This is a genomic window from Rhodopila sp. (genome assembly GCF_965277165.1).
In the GTDB taxonomy this organism is placed as follows: Bacteria; Pseudomonadota; Alphaproteobacteria; order Acetobacterales; family Acetobacteraceae; genus Rhodopila.
This window is the reverse complement of record NZ_CBDICE010000003.1, coordinates 1-20,308: the sequence shown is the minus strand read 5'-3', so window position 1 is coordinate 20,308 and position 20,308 is coordinate 1. Positions and strand designations below refer to the sequence as shown.

General features: G+C 66.1%; 16 protein-coding genes and 3 pseudogenes. 2 read left to right on the top strand and 17 right to left on the bottom strand.

From position 1 onward, the window contains the following. The first annotated feature begins 32 nt into the window (after positions 1–32). Together ACQY4Y_RS00265 and ACQY4Y_RS00260 are read left to right on the top strand one after the other, a co-directional pair. Positions 33–1,448, top strand: a complete 1,416-nt coding sequence (locus ACQY4Y_RS00265) for an FAD/NAD(P)-binding protein (RefSeq protein WP_428488571.1) — start codon at positions 33–35, stop codon at positions 1,446–1,448. Beyond that, positions 1,445–2,291, top strand: a pseudogene (locus tag ACQY4Y_RS00260) (phytanoyl-CoA dioxygenase family protein). Before ACQY4Y_RS00265 ends, ACQY4Y_RS00260 begins: the two are co-directional and overlap by 4 nt. A 49-nt stretch (positions 2,292–2,340) precedes the next feature. Here the strand turns inward: ACQY4Y_RS00260 and ggt are convergent. The 17 genes and pseudogenes from ggt to ACQY4Y_RS00175 all read right to left on the bottom strand — a co-directional run. Next, positions 2,341–3,993 (bottom strand): gamma-glutamyltransferase, encoded by a 1,653-nt coding sequence (gene ggt, locus ACQY4Y_RS00255; RefSeq protein ID WP_428488570.1) that lies wholly within the window; start codon positions 3,991–3,993, stop codon positions 2,341–2,343. Positions 3,994–3,997: 4 nt separating this feature from the next. Beyond that, positions 3,998–4,771, bottom strand: a complete 774-nt coding sequence (locus ACQY4Y_RS00250) for an aspartate/glutamate racemase family protein (RefSeq protein ID WP_428488569.1) — start codon at positions 4,769–4,771, stop codon at positions 3,998–4,000. A 14-nt stretch (positions 4,772–4,785) separates the two neighbouring features. Then, a pseudogene (locus ACQY4Y_RS00245) lies at positions 4,786–5,501 on the bottom strand (SDR family NAD(P)-dependent oxidoreductase). Next, positions 5,498–6,295: a cyclase family protein gene (locus ACQY4Y_RS00240; RefSeq protein ID WP_428488568.1), complete on the bottom strand. Its 798-nt coding sequence runs from the start codon at positions 6,293–6,295 to the stop codon at positions 5,498–5,500. Before ACQY4Y_RS00240 ends, ACQY4Y_RS00245 begins: the two are co-directional and overlap by 4 nt. Next, complete coding sequence (locus ACQY4Y_RS00235) at positions 6,292–7,530, bottom strand: SDR family oxidoreductase (protein WP_428488567.1); 1,239 nt, start codon at positions 7,528–7,530, stop codon at positions 6,292–6,294. Before ACQY4Y_RS00235 ends, ACQY4Y_RS00240 begins: the two co-directional genes overlap by 4 nt. Beyond that, positions 7,527–8,690: a thiolase family protein gene (locus tag ACQY4Y_RS00230; RefSeq protein WP_428488566.1), complete on the bottom strand. Its 1,164-nt coding sequence runs from the start codon at positions 8,688–8,690 to the stop codon at positions 7,527–7,529. Before ACQY4Y_RS00230 ends, ACQY4Y_RS00235 begins: the two co-directional genes overlap by 4 nt. Further along, the gene (locus ACQY4Y_RS00225) at positions 8,687–10,252 is read right to left on the bottom strand and encodes an AMP-binding protein (protein ID WP_428488565.1); all 1,566 of its coding nucleotides are present in this window, start codon (positions 10,250–10,252) and stop codon (positions 8,687–8,689) included. The genes ACQY4Y_RS00230 and ACQY4Y_RS00225 overlap by 4 nt, the downstream gene beginning before the upstream one ends. A gap of 37 nt (positions 10,253–10,289) precedes the next feature. Next, a complete protein-coding gene (locus tag ACQY4Y_RS00220; protein ID WP_428488564.1) occupies positions 10,290–10,766 on the bottom strand; it encodes an aromatic-ring-hydroxylating dioxygenase subunit beta in 477 nt (158 codons plus the stop codon). After that, complete coding sequence (locus tag ACQY4Y_RS00215; RefSeq protein WP_428488563.1) at positions 10,763–12,073, bottom strand: aromatic ring-hydroxylating dioxygenase subunit alpha; 1,311 nt, start codon at positions 12,071–12,073, stop codon at positions 10,763–10,765. Before ACQY4Y_RS00215 ends, ACQY4Y_RS00220 begins: the two co-directional genes overlap by 4 nt. After that, entirely contained in the window at positions 12,070–13,587 is a 1,518-nt protein-coding gene (locus ACQY4Y_RS00210) for an indolepyruvate oxidoreductase subunit beta family protein (RefSeq protein WP_428488562.1), read from the bottom strand. Before ACQY4Y_RS00210 ends, ACQY4Y_RS00215 begins: the two co-directional genes overlap by 4 nt. A gap of 1 nt (position 13,588) precedes the next feature. After that, a complete protein-coding gene (locus ACQY4Y_RS00205; protein ID WP_428488561.1) occupies positions 13,589–15,748 on the bottom strand; it encodes a thiamine pyrophosphate-dependent enzyme in 2,160 nt (719 codons plus the stop codon). 108 nt (positions 15,749–15,856) lie between these two features. Next, positions 15,857–15,973 carry a CcdB family protein gene (locus tag ACQY4Y_RS00200; protein ID WP_428488560.1) on the bottom strand — a complete coding sequence of 39 codons (117 nt, stop codon included), beginning with the start codon at positions 15,971–15,973 and terminating at the stop codon, positions 15,857–15,859. A gap of 86 nt (positions 15,974–16,059) precedes the next feature. Further along, positions 16,060–16,782, bottom strand: coding sequence for an IS630 family transposase (locus ACQY4Y_RS00195; protein ID WP_428488559.1), 723 nt, complete (start codon positions 16,780–16,782; stop codon positions 16,060–16,062). 104 nt (positions 16,783–16,886) lie between these two features. Further along, positions 16,887–16,994: pseudogene (locus ACQY4Y_RS00190) on the bottom strand (helix-turn-helix domain-containing protein); the annotation flags it as partial. Positions 16,995–17,344: 350 nt separating this feature from the next. Further along, positions 17,345–18,118 carry an ABC transporter ATP-binding protein gene (locus ACQY4Y_RS00185; protein ID WP_428488558.1) on the bottom strand — a complete coding sequence of 258 codons (774 nt, stop codon included), beginning with the start codon at positions 18,116–18,118 and terminating at the stop codon, positions 17,345–17,347. Next, positions 18,115–19,863 (bottom strand): ABC transporter permease subunit, encoded by a 1,749-nt coding sequence (locus ACQY4Y_RS00180; RefSeq protein ID WP_428488557.1) that lies wholly within the window; start codon positions 19,861–19,863, stop codon positions 18,115–18,117. The genes ACQY4Y_RS00185 and ACQY4Y_RS00180 overlap by 4 nt, the downstream gene beginning before the upstream one ends. After that, on the bottom strand, positions 19,860–20,308 hold a 449-nt coding region (locus tag ACQY4Y_RS00175; protein ID WP_428488556.1), incomplete at its 5' end, for a branched-chain amino acid ABC transporter permease. The genes ACQY4Y_RS00180 and ACQY4Y_RS00175, both read right to left, overlap by 4 nt.

Sequence of the window (20,308 nt, the reverse complement as noted above, 5' to 3'; positions counted from 1 at the left end):
CCGCTTCGAACCACATGCCGGGAGCATGACCGTTGCCGCATGACTCACTTGCCGCCTTGACCGCCCAAGTGCGGGACGATCTGCAACGGATCGCCCATCCGCGGATGAATTGGCTGGAACCACGTATCGGACCGGACGGCGAGCCGGCCTTGGACGTGCTGATCGTCGGCGGCGGGCAGTCCGGTCTGGCGATCGCCGGTGGGCTGATGCGGGCGATGGTGAGCAACATCCTGGTGGCGGACCGGGCGCCTCAGGGCCGCGAAGGGCCCTGGCTGACCTACGCCCGGATGCACACGCTGCGGTCGCCGAAGGACTACACCGGACCCGACCTCGACCTTCCCAGCCTAGGGTATCAGACGTGGCATGAGGCGCGATACGGAGTGGCGCACTGGCAGGCGCTAGAGCTGATCAGGCGCGAGGATTGGGCGGCGTATCTCGATTGGGTGCGTGATGCCATCGGCGTTGCGGTAAGCAACGACACCGCGGTGGTGGACATCGACGCGGCAGCTTGTGGCCTGCTGGCTGTCACGCTGGGCGACGGCAAGGTTCGCTTCACTCGCAAGGTGGTGCTGGCGACCGGGCAGGATGGTTCGGGGCTTTGGTGGATGCCGGATTTCGTGGCGCGGCTGCCGCAACGGTTCCGCGCTCACACCGCTGACCCGGTCGATTTCGCGGCGCTGCGCGGACGCCGCGTGGCGGTGCTTGGAGCCGGAGCCTCAGCGTTCGACAACGCGGCGATGGCACTGGAGGCCGGCGCCACCGAGGTGGTGCTGTTCTGTCGGCGTTCCGAACCTCAGGTGGTGCAGCCGTACCGATGGCTGACCTTTGCCGGATTCCTGCGGCATGTGTCGGACCTGGACGACGCCTGGAGGTGGCGGTTCATGAGCCACATCCTGGGCATGCGGGAAGGATTTCCGCAGCCGACCTATGACCGCTGCGCCTGTCATCCGGCGTTCAGGCTGCTCGCCGACGCGCCGTGGACCGGCGCACGCGTCGTCGGCGACGCGGTGGAGATCGACATCGCGTCAGGTTTGTGGACGGCGGACTTTCTGATCTGCTGCACTGGCGTTGAGATCGACTTCACGCAGCGCCCGGAACTCGCGCGCGTCGCGGACAACATCGCGTGCTGGGCGGATCGCTACCAACCGCCGGCGGCGGAGCGCGATGACCGGCTGGGTCGTTTTCCTTATCTGGCACCGGACTATTCGTTGCTGCCGCGAAAGCCTGGCCTGACCGCCTGGATGACCGACATCCACATGTTCAACATCGCCTCCACCATGAGCTTCGGACCGTCCGGTTCTTCGATCAACGCGATGACGACCGCGGTGCCGAAGCTAGTTGCGGGATTGACGCGAGGCCTGTTCGCTGGCGACGTGGAGCGGCATTGGCGGTCGCTGCAGGAATACGACGAGCCGCAAGCCGTGTTGGCGCAGAGGAGGCTTCGATGAAATCGCTGAACCGAGCACAGATCAGACGATATCGCGAGCAGGGCTTTTTGTTTCCCTTCCGCGCTTTTTCGACGGAAGCGGCGGCGGCGTACCGGGCCGACGTCGAGCGGACATGCGCCGACACCGCTGGCCCGGCGGCGGCCGCGTCGGAGACAGTGTCGTATCGAGTAAAACCATATCTACTTTTCACCTGGGCGGCGAAGATGGTGCGGGAACCGTTTATCCTGGACGCGGTGGAAGATTTGATCGGGCCCGATATCATGGTGTTTCACACGACCATGTGGTGGAAGACGAAGGGGTCGCCCAGCCGCGTGCCGTGGCACCAGGACGGCACTTATTTCGGTCTTGCGCCATACGAGCACGTGACTGCCCTGGGTGGCGCTGAGTCCGAGCAACACCCAGACCGGATGCGTGCGCATCGTGCCGGGAACGCACCACGCTGGGCAGATGCCGCACGCGGACAATTCTGATGCAACCTTGATGTTGTCGCGCGGCCAAACCGTTATTGCCGATGTCGATGGTTCGACGGCTGTGCCGATCGAGCTTTCGCCGGGTGAATTCTCACTGCATCACACCATGGCGATACATGCGTCGGATCCGAATGTCGGCGAGGACGACCGGATCGGCATCGGCATCAGCTATATCCCGACGCGGGTGTGCCATGTCGGGCCGACGCGGCTGTCCGCGACCTTGGTGCGAGGGCACGACGCCCATGGTCATTTCGACCTGGAACCGCGCCCGGCTGCCGATCTTGACCCCGCCGCGGTTGCTGCTCACCGCGACAGCGACGCTCGGTTCTGGCAGGCCAGCCGCTCGATCCCGCAAATGGCCGGCATCCACTGAACGCCGCTTTATCATCGGCGGCCGCCTTTGTTAGCGACCTGCCGCCGGATCAACGTTGGGCGGCCTCCGGCCGGAATCGCACGCCAGGGCGGGCAAGGCCGCCGCCGACAGCAATTGGCGTCCCGTCGGCACGCCAACAGGCGGCGCCCTCCATGGTGCCGTCAGCGTGGAAGTGGATCGCGCTCATGCCGCCGGCGACGTTGCCGACGCGGACGGCGTCGTGACCCATTCGGCGCAGAGCGTCGAACGCGCCAGTTGAGATGCCGCCTTCCACTTCAAGAGTGTAACCCTGGGTCCAGACACGCGCGGCTTCGACGGCCTGCTGCACTGTCATGCCATGGTCGATCAGGTTGCACAGCGCCTGCATGACGGAGGGGAAGATGCGCAGGCCGCCGGGCAAGCCAAGGGCATATTTCGGTTTGCCGTTGCGGCTGACGATGACCGGCGACATCGATGACGTAACCCGTTTTCCCGGTTGAACCGAGCTGGCTTGGTTCGGGCGCGGATCGAACACCAACATGTAGTTGTTCGGAATCATGCCGGTTCCCGGCACAATATAGCGCGCGCCGAACAGGCTGTTGATCGTCTGTGTGCTCGCGACGACGTTGCCGGCGGCATCGGCGACTGTCAGGTGGGTGGTATGAGGGGAGGCCTCCGGCGCGACTTCCGCGGTCCAGGATTGCGCCCGGTTCAAATCGACGCGGGACCGGCGTTCGGCCGCATAGGTTTTGGACAAAAGTTTCTCGACCGGCACGCGGACGAAGGCCGGGTCGGCGGTGGCCGCGGCACGATCAGCGAAGGCGATCTTCAGCACCTCGGCCAGCAGGTGAACCGTTTCGGTTGCGCCGAAACCGAGCGCGGCGATATCGAAACCTTCAAGGATGTTCAACATCTGAATGATGTGCAGCGGGCCGGAGGATGGCGGCGGCGGGCCGATGATCTCGTAGCCGCGATACGTGCCGCGCAGCGGTTCCCGCGTGATCGTTTCGTACTTAGTAAGATCGTCGCGTGTGATGTAGCCGCCGGACTTTGCCATGTGGTCGACGTAGTGCCCACCGAGTGCGCCGGTGTAGAGGTGCTCGGAGCCGACGCGGGCAATGCCGCGAAGCGTCTCGGCATAGTCGCCGGTGATCAGGCGGGCGCCGCGTTGGATGGCCGAGCCATCCGGCAGATACAGCCTGGCGATTTCGGCATCGTGCGCCATGTCGGCGGCGCAGTCGGAGACGCACTCGTGCAGGTAGGGTGTGACCCGGAAGCCTCGGCTGGCGTGGCGGATCGCCGGTTCCATCACATCGGCCAGCGAAAAGCAGCCGAAACGATCCAGCGTTTCGCACCAGGCTTTAAGGTTGCCGGGAACCGCGACCGCTGTCGCGCCAACCGCATTCTTTCGCCCGACCGTGTCCATCGTTCCGGGTGTCGCATCCAGATCGGGCATATAGGTGGTGGGACCGGTTGCGCCGGGCGCGGTGCCCTGTCCATCGATGACCGTGTGAGTGCCGTCGGCAAGGCGGACGTGCGCCATTCCGCCGCCGAGGATACCGACCATCATCGGCTCCACCACCGTCAGCGTGAACAGCGCCGCGATCGCGGCATCGATGGCATTGCCGCCTGCCGCCAGCATTTCCGCTCCGGCAGCGGAGGCCAGCGGGTGGTTGGTGATGACCATGCCGCGTTTGCCGATCGCGGGGTGCTTTTCAGTCATCTGTTCAGAGGCCTTTCGGGTGGGACAGGAATTCGTCGATGACGTGCGGCGGCGGCTTGACGTAGTCGGCGGTGCGGCTGACCCCGAGTCCGGTCAGGCGGTGAAGCTTGACCGCGGTTTCGGCGGCCTTGACCACGATGGGAATGCCGTTGATCACCGGTGCGCCTTCGACCGCGTGGCCGCGAATGCGGGAGAACAGCAGCATTGGAATGCCGCCGCCCGGGATCAGCACATCCACCCCCTGGGCCACCAGCGGCCTGCCCTGCTCGGCGTATTTTCGCTCCACGTCCCTGGCAAGTCCGTGGTCCTCGTAGGCGCGGAGAATTTCACCGGGTTCGAATGTCATGGCGTGGACACCGGTGACGCGGTGTTGCAGCCCATATTTGCGGATCTGGTGATGGAACCAGGAGATATAGCGCGGATTAATCGTTACGATGCCGATCCTTTGCCCCAGCTGGCAGGCGTGCAGCATCGAGGCTTCACCCAGCGCGACGACCGGGATGTCTACAACCGAGCGGCATTCGTAGAGGCCGGCATCCTGGAAGTGGCCAATGATGAACGCGTCATAGCCTTCGCGTTCGGCTCGGATCGCATTGCAGATCACCTCCCGCGCACAACGGAATTCCACGATCGGGTGGGCGTACGAGTCGTGCGGGGTGATCCCGTGGACGTGGATTTCCGTGCCGGGGTCGACGATTTCGGCCAAGTGGGCGCGCAGCGTATCCCAGTAGAGGGCGCCGTTCGCGTAATCGACGTAGCTTTGATACCAGATACGCATGGCACAGCCTCCACTCAAATCGATAGCGATCGAATGCTGGACCCGCCGCAGACGAACAAGGTCTGACCGGTGATAAAGCTGCTGGCCGGGCTTGCGAAGAACATCACCGCCTGGGCGACATCATCGGGCGCGCCTAGGCGCTTCACCGGAATCGCGGCGGCGAGCGCTTGCTCTCGCGGGCTGTCGGCGGGAACCACGTCATGGAACATCTCCGTCTCCCTGACCGGGCCGGGCGCGACCACGTTGACCGTAATGCCGTCAGGGGCGAGTTCCAGCGCCCAAGTACGTGCCATGCCGATGATGCCGGCTTTCGTCGCCGATACGCCGTGCGGGTCGCCAGGCCAAGCGCGGCGCGCGACGAGATCAGCACGATGCGGCCGAAGCCCGCCGCGCGCATGGATGGCAGTGCAGCCTGCACCAGGATCAGTGCGGTATTGAGATGCAGTTGCGTCAATGCCAGCACATCCGTGATGGCTACTTCTGAAACCAACGCGGCTCGGATTGCACCAGCGTTATGAACGACGTGAGTGATAGCGTGGCGCTCGGCGATCTCCCGCGCGGCCTGCGCGGTTGCCGACGCATCGAGCAGGTCGACCTCGATATGCTCGCAGCGTGCATCGGCGGGTTCACGGCGGGCCAGCGACAGCACGTGATACCCGGCGTTCAGCATATGGCTGCAGATCGCGGCGCCTATCCCGGTGCTGCCGCCGGTGACCACCGCTATGGTCATGCCGATGCCCCGACAAGTGCCAAGACACGTAACGGACTGCCCGAACCTTGGCGGATCTTCAAAGGCGCCGCCAGGATCAGGGCCCCGGTGGGCGGCAGTTGGTCGAGGTTTGCCAGGCATTGCAGCCCGTAGCGGCCGCTTCCGTGCATGTAGTGATGCGCCGGGTATGGTGGCGTGAAGTGCGCCGCCTGTCCGGCGTCGGTACCGATCGTTTCGGTGCCAAGGCCATGGACGTCGCGTTCCTCCACCAGCCACTTCACCACCGCCGGCGCCGGGCCCGGCGAATGCGGGCCGTCGTCGGACAGGTTGACGTATTGCCGGACTGGCCGTTTGTGCCAGTCGGTGCGAAGCAGCACCCAGGCACGCGACGGGATACGCCCGTATCTCGACTCCCAGGTTTGGACGAACGGGATGGTCAGCACGAAGTCTGCGTCGGTGGCGCATTCAGCCGAGCAATCGATGACGCAGGCCGGTGCCAGGAAATGCGCCGGCGGAATCGTGTCAACCGAGTTGTTGGGCAGTTGCTTGCCGGTGACCCAATGGATCGGGGCGTCGAAGTGCGTGCCGGTATGCTCGCCCAGCGACAAGTTGTTCCAGTACCAGGCCGGCCCGCGCTCGTCGTAACGGGAGACTTCCTCGATGCGAAGCGGGGCGCATTGTCCGAGCTCCGGAGGCATGACGATGGTGGGGAAATCCGGCGCCAAGGTGTGTGTGAGGTCGATGACCCGGATCCCGCCGGATGCAAGCGCGGTGGCAAAAGCGCTCAGCACGGAGTTCATCGGCGACGCGCTCATACCCCCAGCTCCCGTTCCAACGCCTTCGGCTGTACCTCCAGACGCGCGCGGATGTCTTGCGCGATGTCGCCGACATAGGCGTCCTCGATGCCATTACGCAATGCCTCCACGGTCGCGGCGGCAAGCGCGGCGGGCGACAGCTTCGGTGGCGGCACGGACTGGAACCATTCGGTGTCGAGCGGCCCGGCGAACATGTTCAGCACCTTGACGCCGCCGCCGCGCAACTCCGCCCGCAGAGCCTGAGAAGCCGACAGGCACGCCGCTTCGGCCGCCGAGAACGCCGCATAGGACGGCCAGTTGGCCAGCGCATGAACCGATAGCAGGTTGACGAACGCCGCAGCCGCGTTGATGCCGTCGGCACCGCGGGCCCGCATCGCCGGCCCGAAGTGTTGCGCCAGCCGCAGCAATCCGAAGTAGCGAATATCCATCCCCTCACGAGCGACCGTCAGACCACCACGCATGATCCCGCCAAACCGTGGGTGCTCGGTTGTATTGACAAGTATATCAACACGATGCGCGATCTCGCCGGCAACGTCGGCGACCGAGCGACTGTCGGTGACATCGAGTGATACGAGTTCCACGCCTGAAACCGAGCGCAGCGCGGCCTCGGCCGCGAATGGCTTCCACGGATCGGCAATGCCGACAAAGATGATCGATGCACCCGCCGCCGCCATCGCGCGCGCCATCGCTTGGCCGGTTGCATTGCGGCCATCGGTGATCAGGACCCGGCGGAATTTCGGATCGCACGTCAGCTCCCGCAATTGCACGTCGTCCTCCTGATGCTCGGTCGGGCGTTCCGGCATCGCGAGCGCCACGGCGTTGCCGCTCTTGTCCAGACGCACTGTCATGCGGACCCGGCCACCCTCCGGGACATCGCCATGCAAGTGCGCAACGAGAGCCGGGCCGCAGTCCAATGCAACGGTGCCGATGCGCCAAGGCGTACGCTCGCGGAAGTAGACATCGGTACTGTTGCGGATGGTGGTCTGGGTCAGCACGACGCCGCCGGGCGCGACATCCTGAAACGGCACCCGCGCCGACAGGCAGTGCGGACAGGCGTCGCGCGGCGGATACAAGGTGAAGCCGCAATCGGCACAGACCTGTAGCGCGAAACGACCCTCTGCCGCCGCCGCGGTCAGCCCATGCGCGGTGCGGCTGCGCACGCCCTGCGGCAACACGGGTTCCCGCGTCTTCTTCAGCGGATCCTTGCGGCGCGGAGGGGCCAAAGGTTCGGTCATGCGCGCCCCAGCAACACGGCGGAACTGGCCAGTCCACGATCGTAGTTGATCATCCCGAAACCTGAGACCAACCCAATGCGGGCATCCGGCACCGCCGTCTCGCCCGCTTCGTCAGTCAGTTGACGCACGGCTTCCACCAGCCCCAGGTAGCCGCCGCCGGCGCCCGCCTGCCCGACCGACAACTGGCCACCCGATGTATTGTGCGGAAAGTCGCCGTCGATGGTCAGGCTGTGGGTCCGAACGAACGCGGCTGCTTCATCCTTGGCACAGAAGCCAAGATCCTCGATCTGCATCATGACGATGACCGGATAATCGTCATAGGTCTGCAGAAAATCCACCGCATCGGGTGCGATGCCGGCCATATCCCACAGATCGTCCCGGTCCATTGCCCAGCCGCCGCGATACTGGATCGGATCGTCCTGATAAGCGTTGTGCCGCTCGATCGCCGACAACACGCGGGCGAACGGCAGACCCAACCCAGCCGCGTCGTCGTCGCGGCAGACCAGGAATGCCTCGGCGCCGGCGCACGGCATGACGCAATCGAACAGATGGATCGGATCGGAGATCGCACGAGCGCCCATATAATCATCCAGCGTCAGCGGCTTGCGCATCAGCGCGCCGGGATATCGTTGCGCATTGGCGCGCTGTGCGACGCAAATGCGGCCGAAATCCTCACGCGAGGCCCCAGTCCGGTTCATGTAATGCCGCGTGATCAGCGCGAAGCTGGCGTTCGGGCCACCCGAACCATACGGATACACCGCATCCTGGGCAAAGCGGGAGAACGACGACAGCGTCTTGCGGAAACTGTCCACGTGATTGGTATCGGCAGCCACACACGCAACAAAATCCGCGTCCCCCGCCTGCACCGCCCGAGCCGCCCGACGAAGCGCGATACCGCCGCTGGCGCCGCCCATTGGGACGTGATCCAGCCAGCGCGGCGACAGGCCCAGATGCTGCGTCAGGCCAACCGCGGTGTCCGGCGCCAGGGTGAAGCTGGACACCGACAGCCCGTCCAGATCCACCGGCCGCAGCCCGGATCGCTGCGTCAGCGCATGCAGCGCGCGTCCGACCCACCAATGCGCGCTGTTGATCGAATAGCGGCGGTATTTCACGCTGACCGGAGCGCAGACCGCGACGCCGTCGTAGCCGCGCCGCTTCATGCCGGCCGTCGCTTCAGGTCGCGTGTATCGTGCGCGATCGCGGTCAATGAATCGACCAGACTTCGCAGTTCGCCACGCTGGATCTTCTGTGTCGAGGTCAGCGGCAGTTCCGCCACGAAGGCAATGAAACCGGGCGCCTTAAAATATGCCAGCCGCTCGACGCACCACGTTGTGATATCGCGTGCCAAGCTTGCGTCGGGCTCGGTGCGGGCGACGATGCAGGCAAAGACTTCCTCGCCGCGAACCGGATCGGCGGTCGGTGCCACGGCCACCGCGGCGACGGCGGGATGTTGGCGGAGCGCGCTTTCGACCTCAACGGCGGCAATGTTCTCGCCGGAGCGGCGGATGACGTTCTTGCGCCGGTCGACGAAATGCAGTGATCCATCCGAGCCGCGCCGGACCACGTCGCCGGTGTGGAACCAGCCGCCGGCCCAGGCTTCGGCGGTGGCGGCGGGATCCTTCACGTATTCCCGGAAGAAGCCAAAACGTGGGTCGGATCCAGTGTGGCGGACGAGAAGTTCGCCCTGTTCCGCTTCGCTGCCGTGTTCATCCACGATGCGGCACTCGACCTCGGGTGCCGGACGGCCGAAGCAGCAGGTGCCGATGTGGCGCGGTTCCTGGCTGGCGGCGATCACCGCGCCGGCGCCGGTCTCGGTCATCGCCCATGCCTCGATCAGCGGGAAGCCAAAGCGTTGCTCGAACGGCGCGTGCAGCTTGCCCTCGACGCCGGCTCCGAAGCCGAAACGGACTGTGTGCGTCCGGTCATCCGCCGTCACCGGGTCGGCCATCAGGATCGCCGGCATGACGCCAAGGTAATGGATCGCGGTCGCGCCGGACTCGCGCACCGTTCGCCACCACGACCTGGGATGGAACCGGTCCAGCGGGATCAGGCAGCCGCCGGTGATCAGCATCGCCATCGCCGAGTAGGCAAGTGCATTCATATGAAACAATGGCAGCGGCGTCAGCATCCGCTCCTCGCCCACACGCAATTCTCCCAGCCCGCCGAGACGCGCGTACCACGCCCCGGCCGCCAGGAAATAGCTGTTGGGCAGCACGCATCCCTTCGGTCGTCCTGTGGTGCCGGACGTGTAGAGCAGCGCGGCCTCATCCCAGGCCGAACCGCCTTTTGCCACCGGCGCCGGGGCGTCGTCGGGCGCGGTGACCGGGATCTGCCGATCACCCGCGGCCTGTCGCAAGGCGGCGTGGCGGGCCGGTATGGCGATGACCGCAACGAGTTCGGAGTGGGCAATGAGGTAGGACAATTCGATGTTGCGCAGGTCCGGGTTCAGCGGCACGATCGATACGCTCAACGCGTTCAGAGCGAACCAGTGCAGCAAGAAAGCCGGCCGGTTTTCCAGCAGCAGGCCGACGCGTAGGCCCGGGCCGTAACCCGCCTCGGCATAGCGGGTGCGCAGCCGCAGAACGGCGTCCAACGCCTGCGCGTAGGTGATGTTGCCGGGATCAATCCGATACGCGGCAGCGGTTTCATGCGTTACCGACAGGAACGCGCGGTCGGCGTGAACTCGGGCGGCGCCGAGGAAGGTTTCGAAGACGCTGTTCATCGCCTCGCGCGCCGCACCTCGATCGGGACAACTTCGGTCACAGGAACAGCTGAATGCTGCCGAACGCAGCGTCGCAGTTGACCAGATCCACCCGCTTCATCCGGATGCGCAACGCACCGTCGATCACCGTCAATTCGTGCGTGGCCCAGGCGGCATAGAGATCGTGCTGATCCAGGCGGGTTTCCAGGTAGTGCATCGAGGTCCAGACGACGTAGCGGTCAGCCTGCGGTTCGAAGACATCGACCTGTGGTTGCTGCAGCACGTGATGGCAGCGGCTTTTCGGTTTCTGGCTATAGGTGCGATTGCCCTTCAACCGCTCGACCCGCAGGCGCAGCAGGAACAGGTCCTCGTCCATCAGCGACGCGGTCAGCCGCCGGTCGGTCTGGCCGTATTCCAACGGCATCCAGTAGCGTCCGTCGGGAGCGAACAGTTGCAGCCATTCGTCGAAACGGTGTTCGTCCAACAACCGAGCCTCGCGATAGACAAACGCCGTCAGGTCGGTCACGGCTGTCATGCTTCGGCCGCCATATATCGCGCCCAGGCCCGAAACTGGTTACGCATCTGCCGCTCGGTCGTTCCGTTGTCGACAGAAAATGGCTGCTCCCGCGGATCGAACAAGCGATGCAGGCTGACCCAGGAATTGCCGTCGGCGTGCAGGCCCTCCTGAGCGCGTTCATACATCTCCAGGTCGTCGTGTCCGACCACCGATGTCGGTGCATTGATCAAACGGTTGTAGACCAGCGTGCGTTCCAGCAGAAAATCCGGTGCATCCACCAGACGGAATGTCCAGCTTTCAACCAGGGTGCGATCAGGACCCAGCGGCTTGAACAGCCGCAGCAGCTGGATCGGCCCCTTTACCATCAGGTTCGGGAAGTAGATCGTGTTGTGCCGGTTCTCATCCAGGATCGCCTTGGCGCGCGCCTCGCCATGGGCGGCGACCATCTGGTCAAAGTAGTCCGGCACCGCCGCATAGTTGGAATGGATCGAGTGGTTCACTCCGGTGTGGCCGTGGCCGTTGTCCCAGGTGCGAATGCCCATCTTCTCATAGAACTCGTACGGCGCCATGAACGGCGCGTAGATTTCCACCGCCATGGGCTTCGGGTTTTGCTCGCCGGCGCGCTTCCACAGATCAATCGCGGTGCCGGCCGACGACATGTGGGCGACCATCGGGTGACACGTGTCGGTCTGGTTGTCGACCAGCATCTTCCAGTTGCAGTTGTGCATGTAGCGCAGCACCCCGCCGGCGACCTCAAGCCTCCCGGCCGGGGAACGATCCACCATGTTGTCGATGCTGGACAGCGAGTCGCCGAAGAACTCGGCGAAATCCGGGCCACCCGACGCCATCTTGGCGAACACGAAGCCGCGGTGGTTGTGCATGTGTCGCACCGGCGTCAGACCGCGCGCCGCCTCACTGTCGGCGAAGGCCGCGTTGTCGTAACCGGCGGGCAACGGCACCGCGGCGAGGCTGCCGTCGGTGCGAAAACTCCAGGCGTGATACGGGCAGCGAAACAAACGACCGGTATTGCCGCGGGTTTCCGTGGTGATCCGAGTGCCTTTATGCGGGCACCGATTGTACAGCACGTGCACCGTAGCGTCGTCGTGCCGGACGATCAGCACCGGCTGCGCGCCGATCGTGGTGCCGAAGTAATCGCCGGGGTTGGGCACCTGGGAGTCATGGCCGACATAGACCCAGGTGTTGGCGAACAGCCGCTCCATCTCGAGCGTGAAGATCTCGGGATCGATATAGACATCGCGATGAACCTCGGCGTCGCGCACCAGCGCGCACAAGGCGTCGGGATCGTCGCGATAGCGGTGGGTCATGCGGCGGTCCTCTCGTCCAGAAAGGAGTCGACGGTTTGCAGGGCTTGCTCCAGCGCCAGCCCGGCTTCATCTTTCAGCGCCGCCTCCCGCAGTCGTCGCACCCAGACCGTGGCGTCCGGCCGTCCACGCAGTCGTTGCGCCGCCGCCATCACCTGGGTGAACTTGTCCACACCCCGGCTGTGGGTGTCGCTGTATCCCTTGATCAGGCGCTGATTGGCCAGCAGTTCGGCGGCCAGCGCCGGGTCTTCCGCCGCGGCGCCGCGAACGGTGCCAAGCCAGGCATTGATTCGCGCCCATTCCTGTGCGTGGCGCAGGGTGCGGCGCCGCCAGCCGCGCAATCCGGCGACGACGTACAGCATCAGGAAGCCCAGGATGGTGTCGGTCCGGATGCGGCGCGGGCCGCAGAACACTCGCCCCAGCGCGGCGACCAGGCGGGGGCGGCGTTGCACTGCCGTGCCGAGGGCGGGCGTGAGCAGGCCGAGCAGTTCCTCCATGCGGGGATGCATGAATTCGGTGACGGCGATGACCTGACCACCCATTTCGCGTTGAACCCGGCCGGCGCGCGACGGTTGAGTCTTCAGCGCGGCGACGCGGATGACGTCGTCATAGACCATGGCTCGGGCGATATACTTGGCGGCGGTTTCGGTGAGACCGGCGCGGTCCAGCTGCGCCACGTCCTCCACCGCATCCAGATACGCCGAACCGTAGGCGATGTCCTGATAGGCGACGACATGACGCAGCCCCTCGGCTAGCATTTCGTGCGCGGCGGCCGGCAGCGTGGCGGCGCGGGCCAGCAGGCTGTCGTATGGCGCATGACCCACCGGTGCCAATACAGCTGCTGGCGGTGGCACAGGCTCTGGCAGCGGTCGTAGCCTTGCGGCCGGCTGGCCCACCGCGTCGAAACCTCCCACTGCGTCGAAACCCAAGGCGAAGCCTCGCAGGCTGGCCTGCACGCCGACCCCGGCCGCCGAAATAGCCGCCTCGAACGCGGGCCGACCGAACGGCAGCACGGCTGTCCCGCACAAGGCGCCGAACAGCACCGAGGACACCACGCTGCCGGCCTGCTCCGCCAGGGCCGCCATGTCGAACGCCACGAAGCGGCGCGCCGCTGCCCGCGCCGCTGCTGTCACGGCACCGGAATCGGCCATCCCGTCGCCCGGCACCTGCTTCTCCGACACCGCGAACGCGCGATGGGTGGAGGCGATCAGCGTCGTCCGATCCGGCGTCACCAGGCCGCGCTGGATGGCGCGCCCGGCTTCCATCCACTCGGCCGCGATCACGACGTCGACGTCGCCGGGCGCGGCCATGGCGGAGAACACCGGCGTCCGACCCGGCGCCGCCGCGATGACTTCCACGTAGTAGATCGTTGCCCCGGTGCGCTGCGCCACGCCGGGCACCGAGGTCGATTGCGCGCGCCAGTCCTGCCGTTCGGCCAGGGCGACGACCCAGTCCACCAGCACGCCGCCGCCCTGACCGCCGATCGCCAGCACCGCGATGGTGATCGGGCGGTCCATGTCAGGTCGGCATCCCCTGGGTGGGCAGCCAGTTGCGCGCGGCGCGGCGGCGTTGCAGGAAGCCGATCACCGCGCCGCGGATGCGGGCCAGGACCAGGTCGATCCGGCCGGGGTTCTCGACGATATCGGCGCGGTAGAACGACGGGCACAGCACCGCGGCGTTGGCGACCTCGCCGCAGTGGCCGCAGCCGACGCAGGAATTGTCCACCACGGCGACCGGGTCGTCGCGCAGCTTCTCGCCGGTGTGCTGCAGCGACAGCGACGGGCAGCCCGACAACCGTATGCAGGCGTGGTCGCCGGTGCAGACATCCTGGTCGACGCCGAAGCGTGGCCGCACCACGCGTTTGCCCGCCTTCGCCGCCGCCCGCAGCAGCGGCTTCTCGCGGCGCTGGCGGTTCAGCATGCACTCGGACGACGCGACGATTATCTTCGGCCCGGGCGCCTTTGTCGTCAGCGCCGTGCGCAGGGTGTCGCGCATGTGGGCGACGTCGTAGGTGCGATCGATCTGGCGCACCCATCGTGCCCCCACACCACGCACCGCCCGCGCGATCGCGTGCCCGGTGGAGCGGCGGCGGCTGGCCGCGCGCGACGACAGCAGGTCCTGCCCGCCGGTCGCGGCCGAGTAATGATTGTCGACGATGACCGTGACGTTGTCGCTCTTGTTGTAGACCGCGTTGCCGATGCTGGAGTTCAGGCCGTTGTGCCAGAACCCGCCATCGCCCAGGAACGAGACCACCCGCTTGCCTTCGCCGCCGTTCAGCGCCGAGGCGGATGCGGGCCCCAGTCCATACCCCATCGTCGTGGCGCCGACATTGAACGGCGGCAGGATGGAGAACAGATGACAGCCGATATCCGCGGTGATGTGGTGCAACCCAAGCTCCTGCTCGACCAGCTTCATGGCGGAAAATATCGGCCGCTCCGGGCAGCCGGTGCAGAAGCCGGGCGGCCGGGCGGGCACAACGTTGGCCAGCGCGCGGACGGGTTCCTCATCCAGCACGGCGGCGGTGTTGGCGCGCGGCGTCAGGTCGGTGGCCGTGCCCACGGTGCGGAAGAAGCCGCGCACGCCTTCCTCCAGCACCGCGACGGTATATTCGCCAGCCATCGGCAGGATGCGCTTGCCCAGCAGGCGGGTCGGCAGGTCGGCCTCGCGCAGGATTTTCGACAGCGCCTGTTCGATGAAATCGGGCTGGCTTTCCTCGACCATCAGCACGGCGCGCTTGTCGGCGCAGAAACCAACGACCTCGGCGTCCACCAGCGGGTAGGTGACGTTCAGGACATACAACGGCACCCGGGTGGCGCCCCAGACATCGGCGAGCCCCATCCGCATCAGCGCGCGCATCACCCCGTTGTACATGCCGCCCTGCAAGATGATCCCGACGTCGCGGATATCGCCATCGAACACCTCGTTCAGCCCATGCGCCTGGATGTAGTCGACGGCAGCGGGCCAGCGGCGGGCGATCTTGTCGCGTTCGTGCGCGAAGCTGGCGGGCGGCAGGACGATGCGGCCGGTGTCGCGGACCGGGGCGTTGCGCGCCTGGGTCAAGGAGAATGGCGGCGGCCGGTTGTCCTTGGCGACGAAGCTGCCATGGACGTGGCAAGCGCGAATGCGCACCTCCAGCATCACCGGCGTGCCGGATGCTTCCGACAGGGCGAAGCCGTGCTCGACCATGCGCACGATCGACGGCAGGTTGGGCCTGGGGTCCAGCAGCCAGATCTGAGATTTCATCGCGATCGCGTGGCTACGCTCCTGCATGATGGAGGAGCCTTCGCCGTAGTCCTCGCCCAGGATAATCATCGCGCCGCCAGTGACGCCGCTGGATGCGAGGTTCGACAGTGCGTCGGAGGCGACGTTGGTCCCGGCGGTGCTCTTGAACGTCACCGCGCCGCGGATCGGATACATCACGGAAGTTGCCAGGGTCGCCGCCGCCGCCGCCTCGTTGGCGCTGGATTCGAAATGGACCCCGAGTTCGGCCAGGATGTCGGAGGCATCCGCCAGCACATCCATCAAGTGAGAGATCGGCGCCCCCTGATAGCCGGCGACGTAGCCGACGCCGTTCTCCAGCAGCGCCTTGGTGATCGCCAGGATGCCTTCGCCGCGAAACTCCGCGCCCGCGCCGAGGCGGAGTTGCTGGACTTCGCGGGCGAAGGAACGTTCGGCCATGCTGATCCTTTCGTGTCAACTCATCATGCGCCAGAGCGGCGGTTTGATCCAGCGTGGTGCGAGTGCACAGAAGGTTCCCAATCCGAAGCAGAGGTCTGAAGCCCGCATTCAGATGCCGCTGAGGAGGGCGTCTATCGCACGGATGACTTGATCGCGATGCGAGGCCAGCGTGCCGATGGGCGCGCGCAACTGGGCCAGCGGAACGGTCGCGACGTTCTGCGTCAAAGGCTCATGCAGGGAACTATGCGCATAAACTTGCACATATAAAGGCCTGCCAAGGCTAGTAGAGCGTTTCCATAGATCGACTCTTATCACGCCGCCTCGCCGATCTTGTAGGTCCAGCTATGGATGATGGGTTCGTGGTTGAGGTCTTCGAGGTAGGCCAGGATTCTTTGTTTCAGTTCGGCCTTGGATGCCACCCGGATATGACGGAGCAGAGACCGCGCCATCTTGGAGAAGAAGCCTTCGACAAGATTGAGCCACGAGCCATGCTTCGGCGTGAACACAAAGCAGAAGCGACCCTCTGGCTTGGTCGCCAGCCAAGCCTTCGTCTCCTTCGAAATGTGCGCGGCATGATTGTCGAGGATCAGTTTGATGGCGGTCTCAGCGGGATAGGCGGTGTCGAGCCGCTTGAGGAAGCTGACGAACTCGCGCGAGCGATGACGATCCTCGACACAGGCATGCACCTTGCCCGTCAGCAGGTCGATCCCGGCGAGCAGACTGAGTGTGCCATGGCGCTGGTATTCATGGTCACGGGCGAAGCTCTCATGCGTCCCGGCTTCGGCGCCAAATCGGGCGCGGTGTTGCCAACCGCCTGCAGCCCCGGCTTCTCGTCGTAGGAGATGATCGCGACGCTGCTGGCAGCGGCAACGCCAGCGGCTTCCTCGCTCGCCTGTGCGTTCGCCCGTAGAATGGCGACCTCGCGATAGACGCAGAGCACCTCGGCCATTTTCGTCTCGAACGCCGGATCGCGTCGTTCGAGATAATACCGCACCTTGTGCGGCTTCACCTCGTCGCGGGACAGGATCTTGCACACGGTGCCCTGAACGATCCCGGCCATGCACGGATGTCCGGCCGCCACGGCATGCTCACGCGCATGGCGCGCCAGTAGCCGGGTCGTCCAAAGTTCATGCGGATAGCCCAGATCCTTGGCTTTCTGGCAGGCCAAGGAGACCAGCCAGGCTTTGGCATCAGCGGTGATCTCGGGTGCCTTGCCTGGCCGCGGACTGTCGTCAAGCGCCGCCATCACGCCGAACCGCAGCGCGCGATCCAAGCACCGTGACACCGTCTGGTGGGTCACCCCAACCGCCTCGCCAACCGCGTAGGTCGAAGCATCCGCATGATAAGCCAGAAGGATGCGGGCCCGTTCAACCCAACTCGCCGGCTTGGTGCGCGACCGCGCGATCATCTCCAATCGCACCAGGTCTTCGTCTCCAATCGCGATCTCGATCGCGCGCCGACGGGCTGCCATGGCCAAACCGTGTGTTGTTGAGCCATCAGGCTACAATATCTGGTGCCGTGGTGGGAACCGCCCACAACTGGCTGGTTTCACGGAATCGATGTACTAGTGTTGCAAATTGCCTTGGTCCGGCCGCGTCATAGTTGGCCGGTCAAACCAGTCTCCCGTCGCCGTCCCAGATACGTCTCGATCACCCGCGGGTCGGCTGCCAGATCAGCGCAGGGACCATGCAGCGCCACGCGCCCCATCTCCAGCACGTAGCCGTAATCCGCCATCCGCAGCGCCGCGCGCGCATTCTGCTCCACCAGCAGGATGCCGATGCCACGGTCGCGCAGACCGCCGATCACCCGGAAGATGTCCGCCACGATCTTCGGCGCCAGCCCCAGGCTTGGTTCATCCAGCAGCAGAAGTTTCGGCTGCCCCATCAACGCCCGCCCGAGCGCCAGCATCTGCCGCTCGCCGCCGGACAGCGTTCCGGCAAGCTGCCGGCGGCGTCCCGCCAGACGCGGAAACACGCCGAATACATCAGCCATCGAGGCCGCCAGATCCGGCGACGCTTGCCGCCCCGCGTAGCCCGTCCCGCGGCGCCGCCCTTGGTGCCAGCGGGAAAAGCCTCCGAGCAACAGGTTGTCCTGGACGCTCATGTCGGTGAACAAGGCGCGGGTTTCCGGCACCAGCACGACCCCGCGGCGCACCATCCAGCCTACCTCGCCGGCCTGCTGCCCCAGCAACGAGACCTGGCCGCGGCGCGGCAGCAACCCCATCACCGCGTGCATCAACGTCGACTTCCCGGCGCCGTTCGGTCCGACGATGGCGACGATCTGGGCCGCATCGACCGACAGAGTCACGCCGTGCAGCACCTCGGCCTTGCCGTAGCCGGCGGACAGATTTTGCACCGACAGCAAGGTCATGCGACGCCGCCCAGATAGGCTTCCTGCACCACCGGATCGTCCTGCACCTGTTCGGGGCGCCCGTCGGCGATCTTCTCGCCGAAATCCATCACCGCCACCCGGTCGGCCAGGCCCATGACGAAGTCCATGTCGTGCTCGACCAGCAGGATCGCCATGCCCTCATCGCGCAGCGCGCGCAGCAAACCGGCCAGCGCCTGTTTCTCCTGCAGCCGCAACCCGGCGGCGGGCTCGTCCAGCAGGAACACGCACGGGTCCAGGCATAGCCCGCGGGCAATCTCCACCAGCCGCTGGCGCCCCAGCGGCAGACTGCCGGCAGGATCCAGCAATACGTCGCCCAGCCCGACGCGGCTCGCCTGTTGCCGCGCCGCCCACAGCAGCGCCGCCTCCTCCGCCCGGTCCAGCCGCAGCATCGACCGCAGCATCCCGGCTCGGCCGCGTAGATGCGCGCCTAGCGCCACGTTGTCGAGCACGCTTGCCTCGCCCAGCAGCTTGACATGCTGAAACGTCCGCGCGAGGCCGCGCCGCGCGACCGCCCGGGCCCCGGAGGCGTGGAGGTCCTGGTCGGTCAGCCGGATGCGGCCGGCATTCGGAGCCAGCGCGCCGCTGAGCAGGTTGAACGTGGTGCTCTTGCCGGCTCCGTTCGGGCCGATCAGCGCCACGATTTCGCCGGCATGCACCGACAGGTCGATGTCCCGTGCCGCGACCAGCCCGCCAAATCGCTTCTCCAGCGCGGTCGCACCGAGGATCAGCGTGCCCGGCGGGGGCTTTTCCCGAACCGGCAGATCGGCGCCGCGATCGGTTTCCGGCAGCCCCGGCCGCAACCGGCCGCGGAACAAGGCGGGGGCGATCCCCCGCGGGGCGTAGTGCAGCAGCGCGATGACCACGAGGCTGAACGCCACCGTCTCGAAATTGCCGGACGACCCCAGCAGGCGAGGCAGCAGCTCGGTCAACTGGTCGCGCAGCAGCACGACGATGGCGGCGCCGACGATCGCGCCGCCGAGATGCGAGGCGCCGCCGATAACGATCATGAAGACGTATTCGATGCTGGCACTCAGACCGAACGGCGCGGGGCTGACGTAGCGCTGGACATGGGCGAACAGCCACCCCGCGACACCGGCCAGCAATGCCGCCAGGACGAAGGTCGATCGGGCGAGGCGGGCGGTGTCGATGCCCAGGCTCTGGGCCATGACGCGGCTTTGCGCCAGCGCTCGCATCGCCCGCCCGGTGCGGCTGGCCAACAGGTTGGCGCAAAGCGTGGTGCTGGCGACCAGCACGAGCCCGATCAGCGCGGCCGCGGTGCCGCGGCTGATGCCGGGAAACAGCGACGGGATCTCGCCGAAGCCATTGAAGCCACCCAGACCGGGCAGCACGCCGAACAGATAGTAGAAGCTGGCGCCCCACGCGATGGTGGCGACCGGCAGATAATGGCCGGAGGTGCGCGCGGTGATCAGGCCCAGCAGAAACGCGGTGCCGCCGGTGACCACCAGCCCGACGGCCAGCCCGGCTAGCGGCGGCCAGCCACCATAGCGGGTCATCCAGGCGGTGGTGTAGGCGGCGAGACCCACGAAGGTCGCGTGCCCGAACGACGTCTGGCCGCTGATGCCGGTCAGCAGCACAAGGCCAAGCGCGGCGATGGCGGCAATGCCGATGAAGCCGGCGAGGGTCGCCTGATACTCGGTCAGCACGAACGGCAAGGCGGCGCAGACCAACAGCGCGGCGGCGGTCAGCAACCGTGGCGGCGTCACGCCTGGTCCTCGGCATTGCCGCGCGCCAGCGACAGCCAGATCAGCACCGGGATCAGCAGCGAGAACACGATGATGTTGCGATATTCGCTGGCCCAAAAGCCGGAGAACGACTCCAGCAACCCGACCACCAGCGCCCCCGCCGCCGCCAGCGGATACGACGCCAGCCCACCGATCACCGCCGCGACGAAGCCTTTTAGGCCGATCTCGAACCCGGTGTCGTAAGAAAGCGGGGTGATCGGCGCGATCAGCACCCCACTTACCGCCGCCGTCAGGCTGGCCAGCGCGAACGCCGCCCGCCCGCTCAGCGCATGGTCCACGCCGATCAGCTGAGCGCCCAGCCGATCCGACGCTGCCGCCCGCAGCGCCTTGCCGTACAAGGTGCTGACCGAGAAGCAACGCAGCGCCCCGACCATGACCAGGCAGACCAGACCGACGCACAGCGACT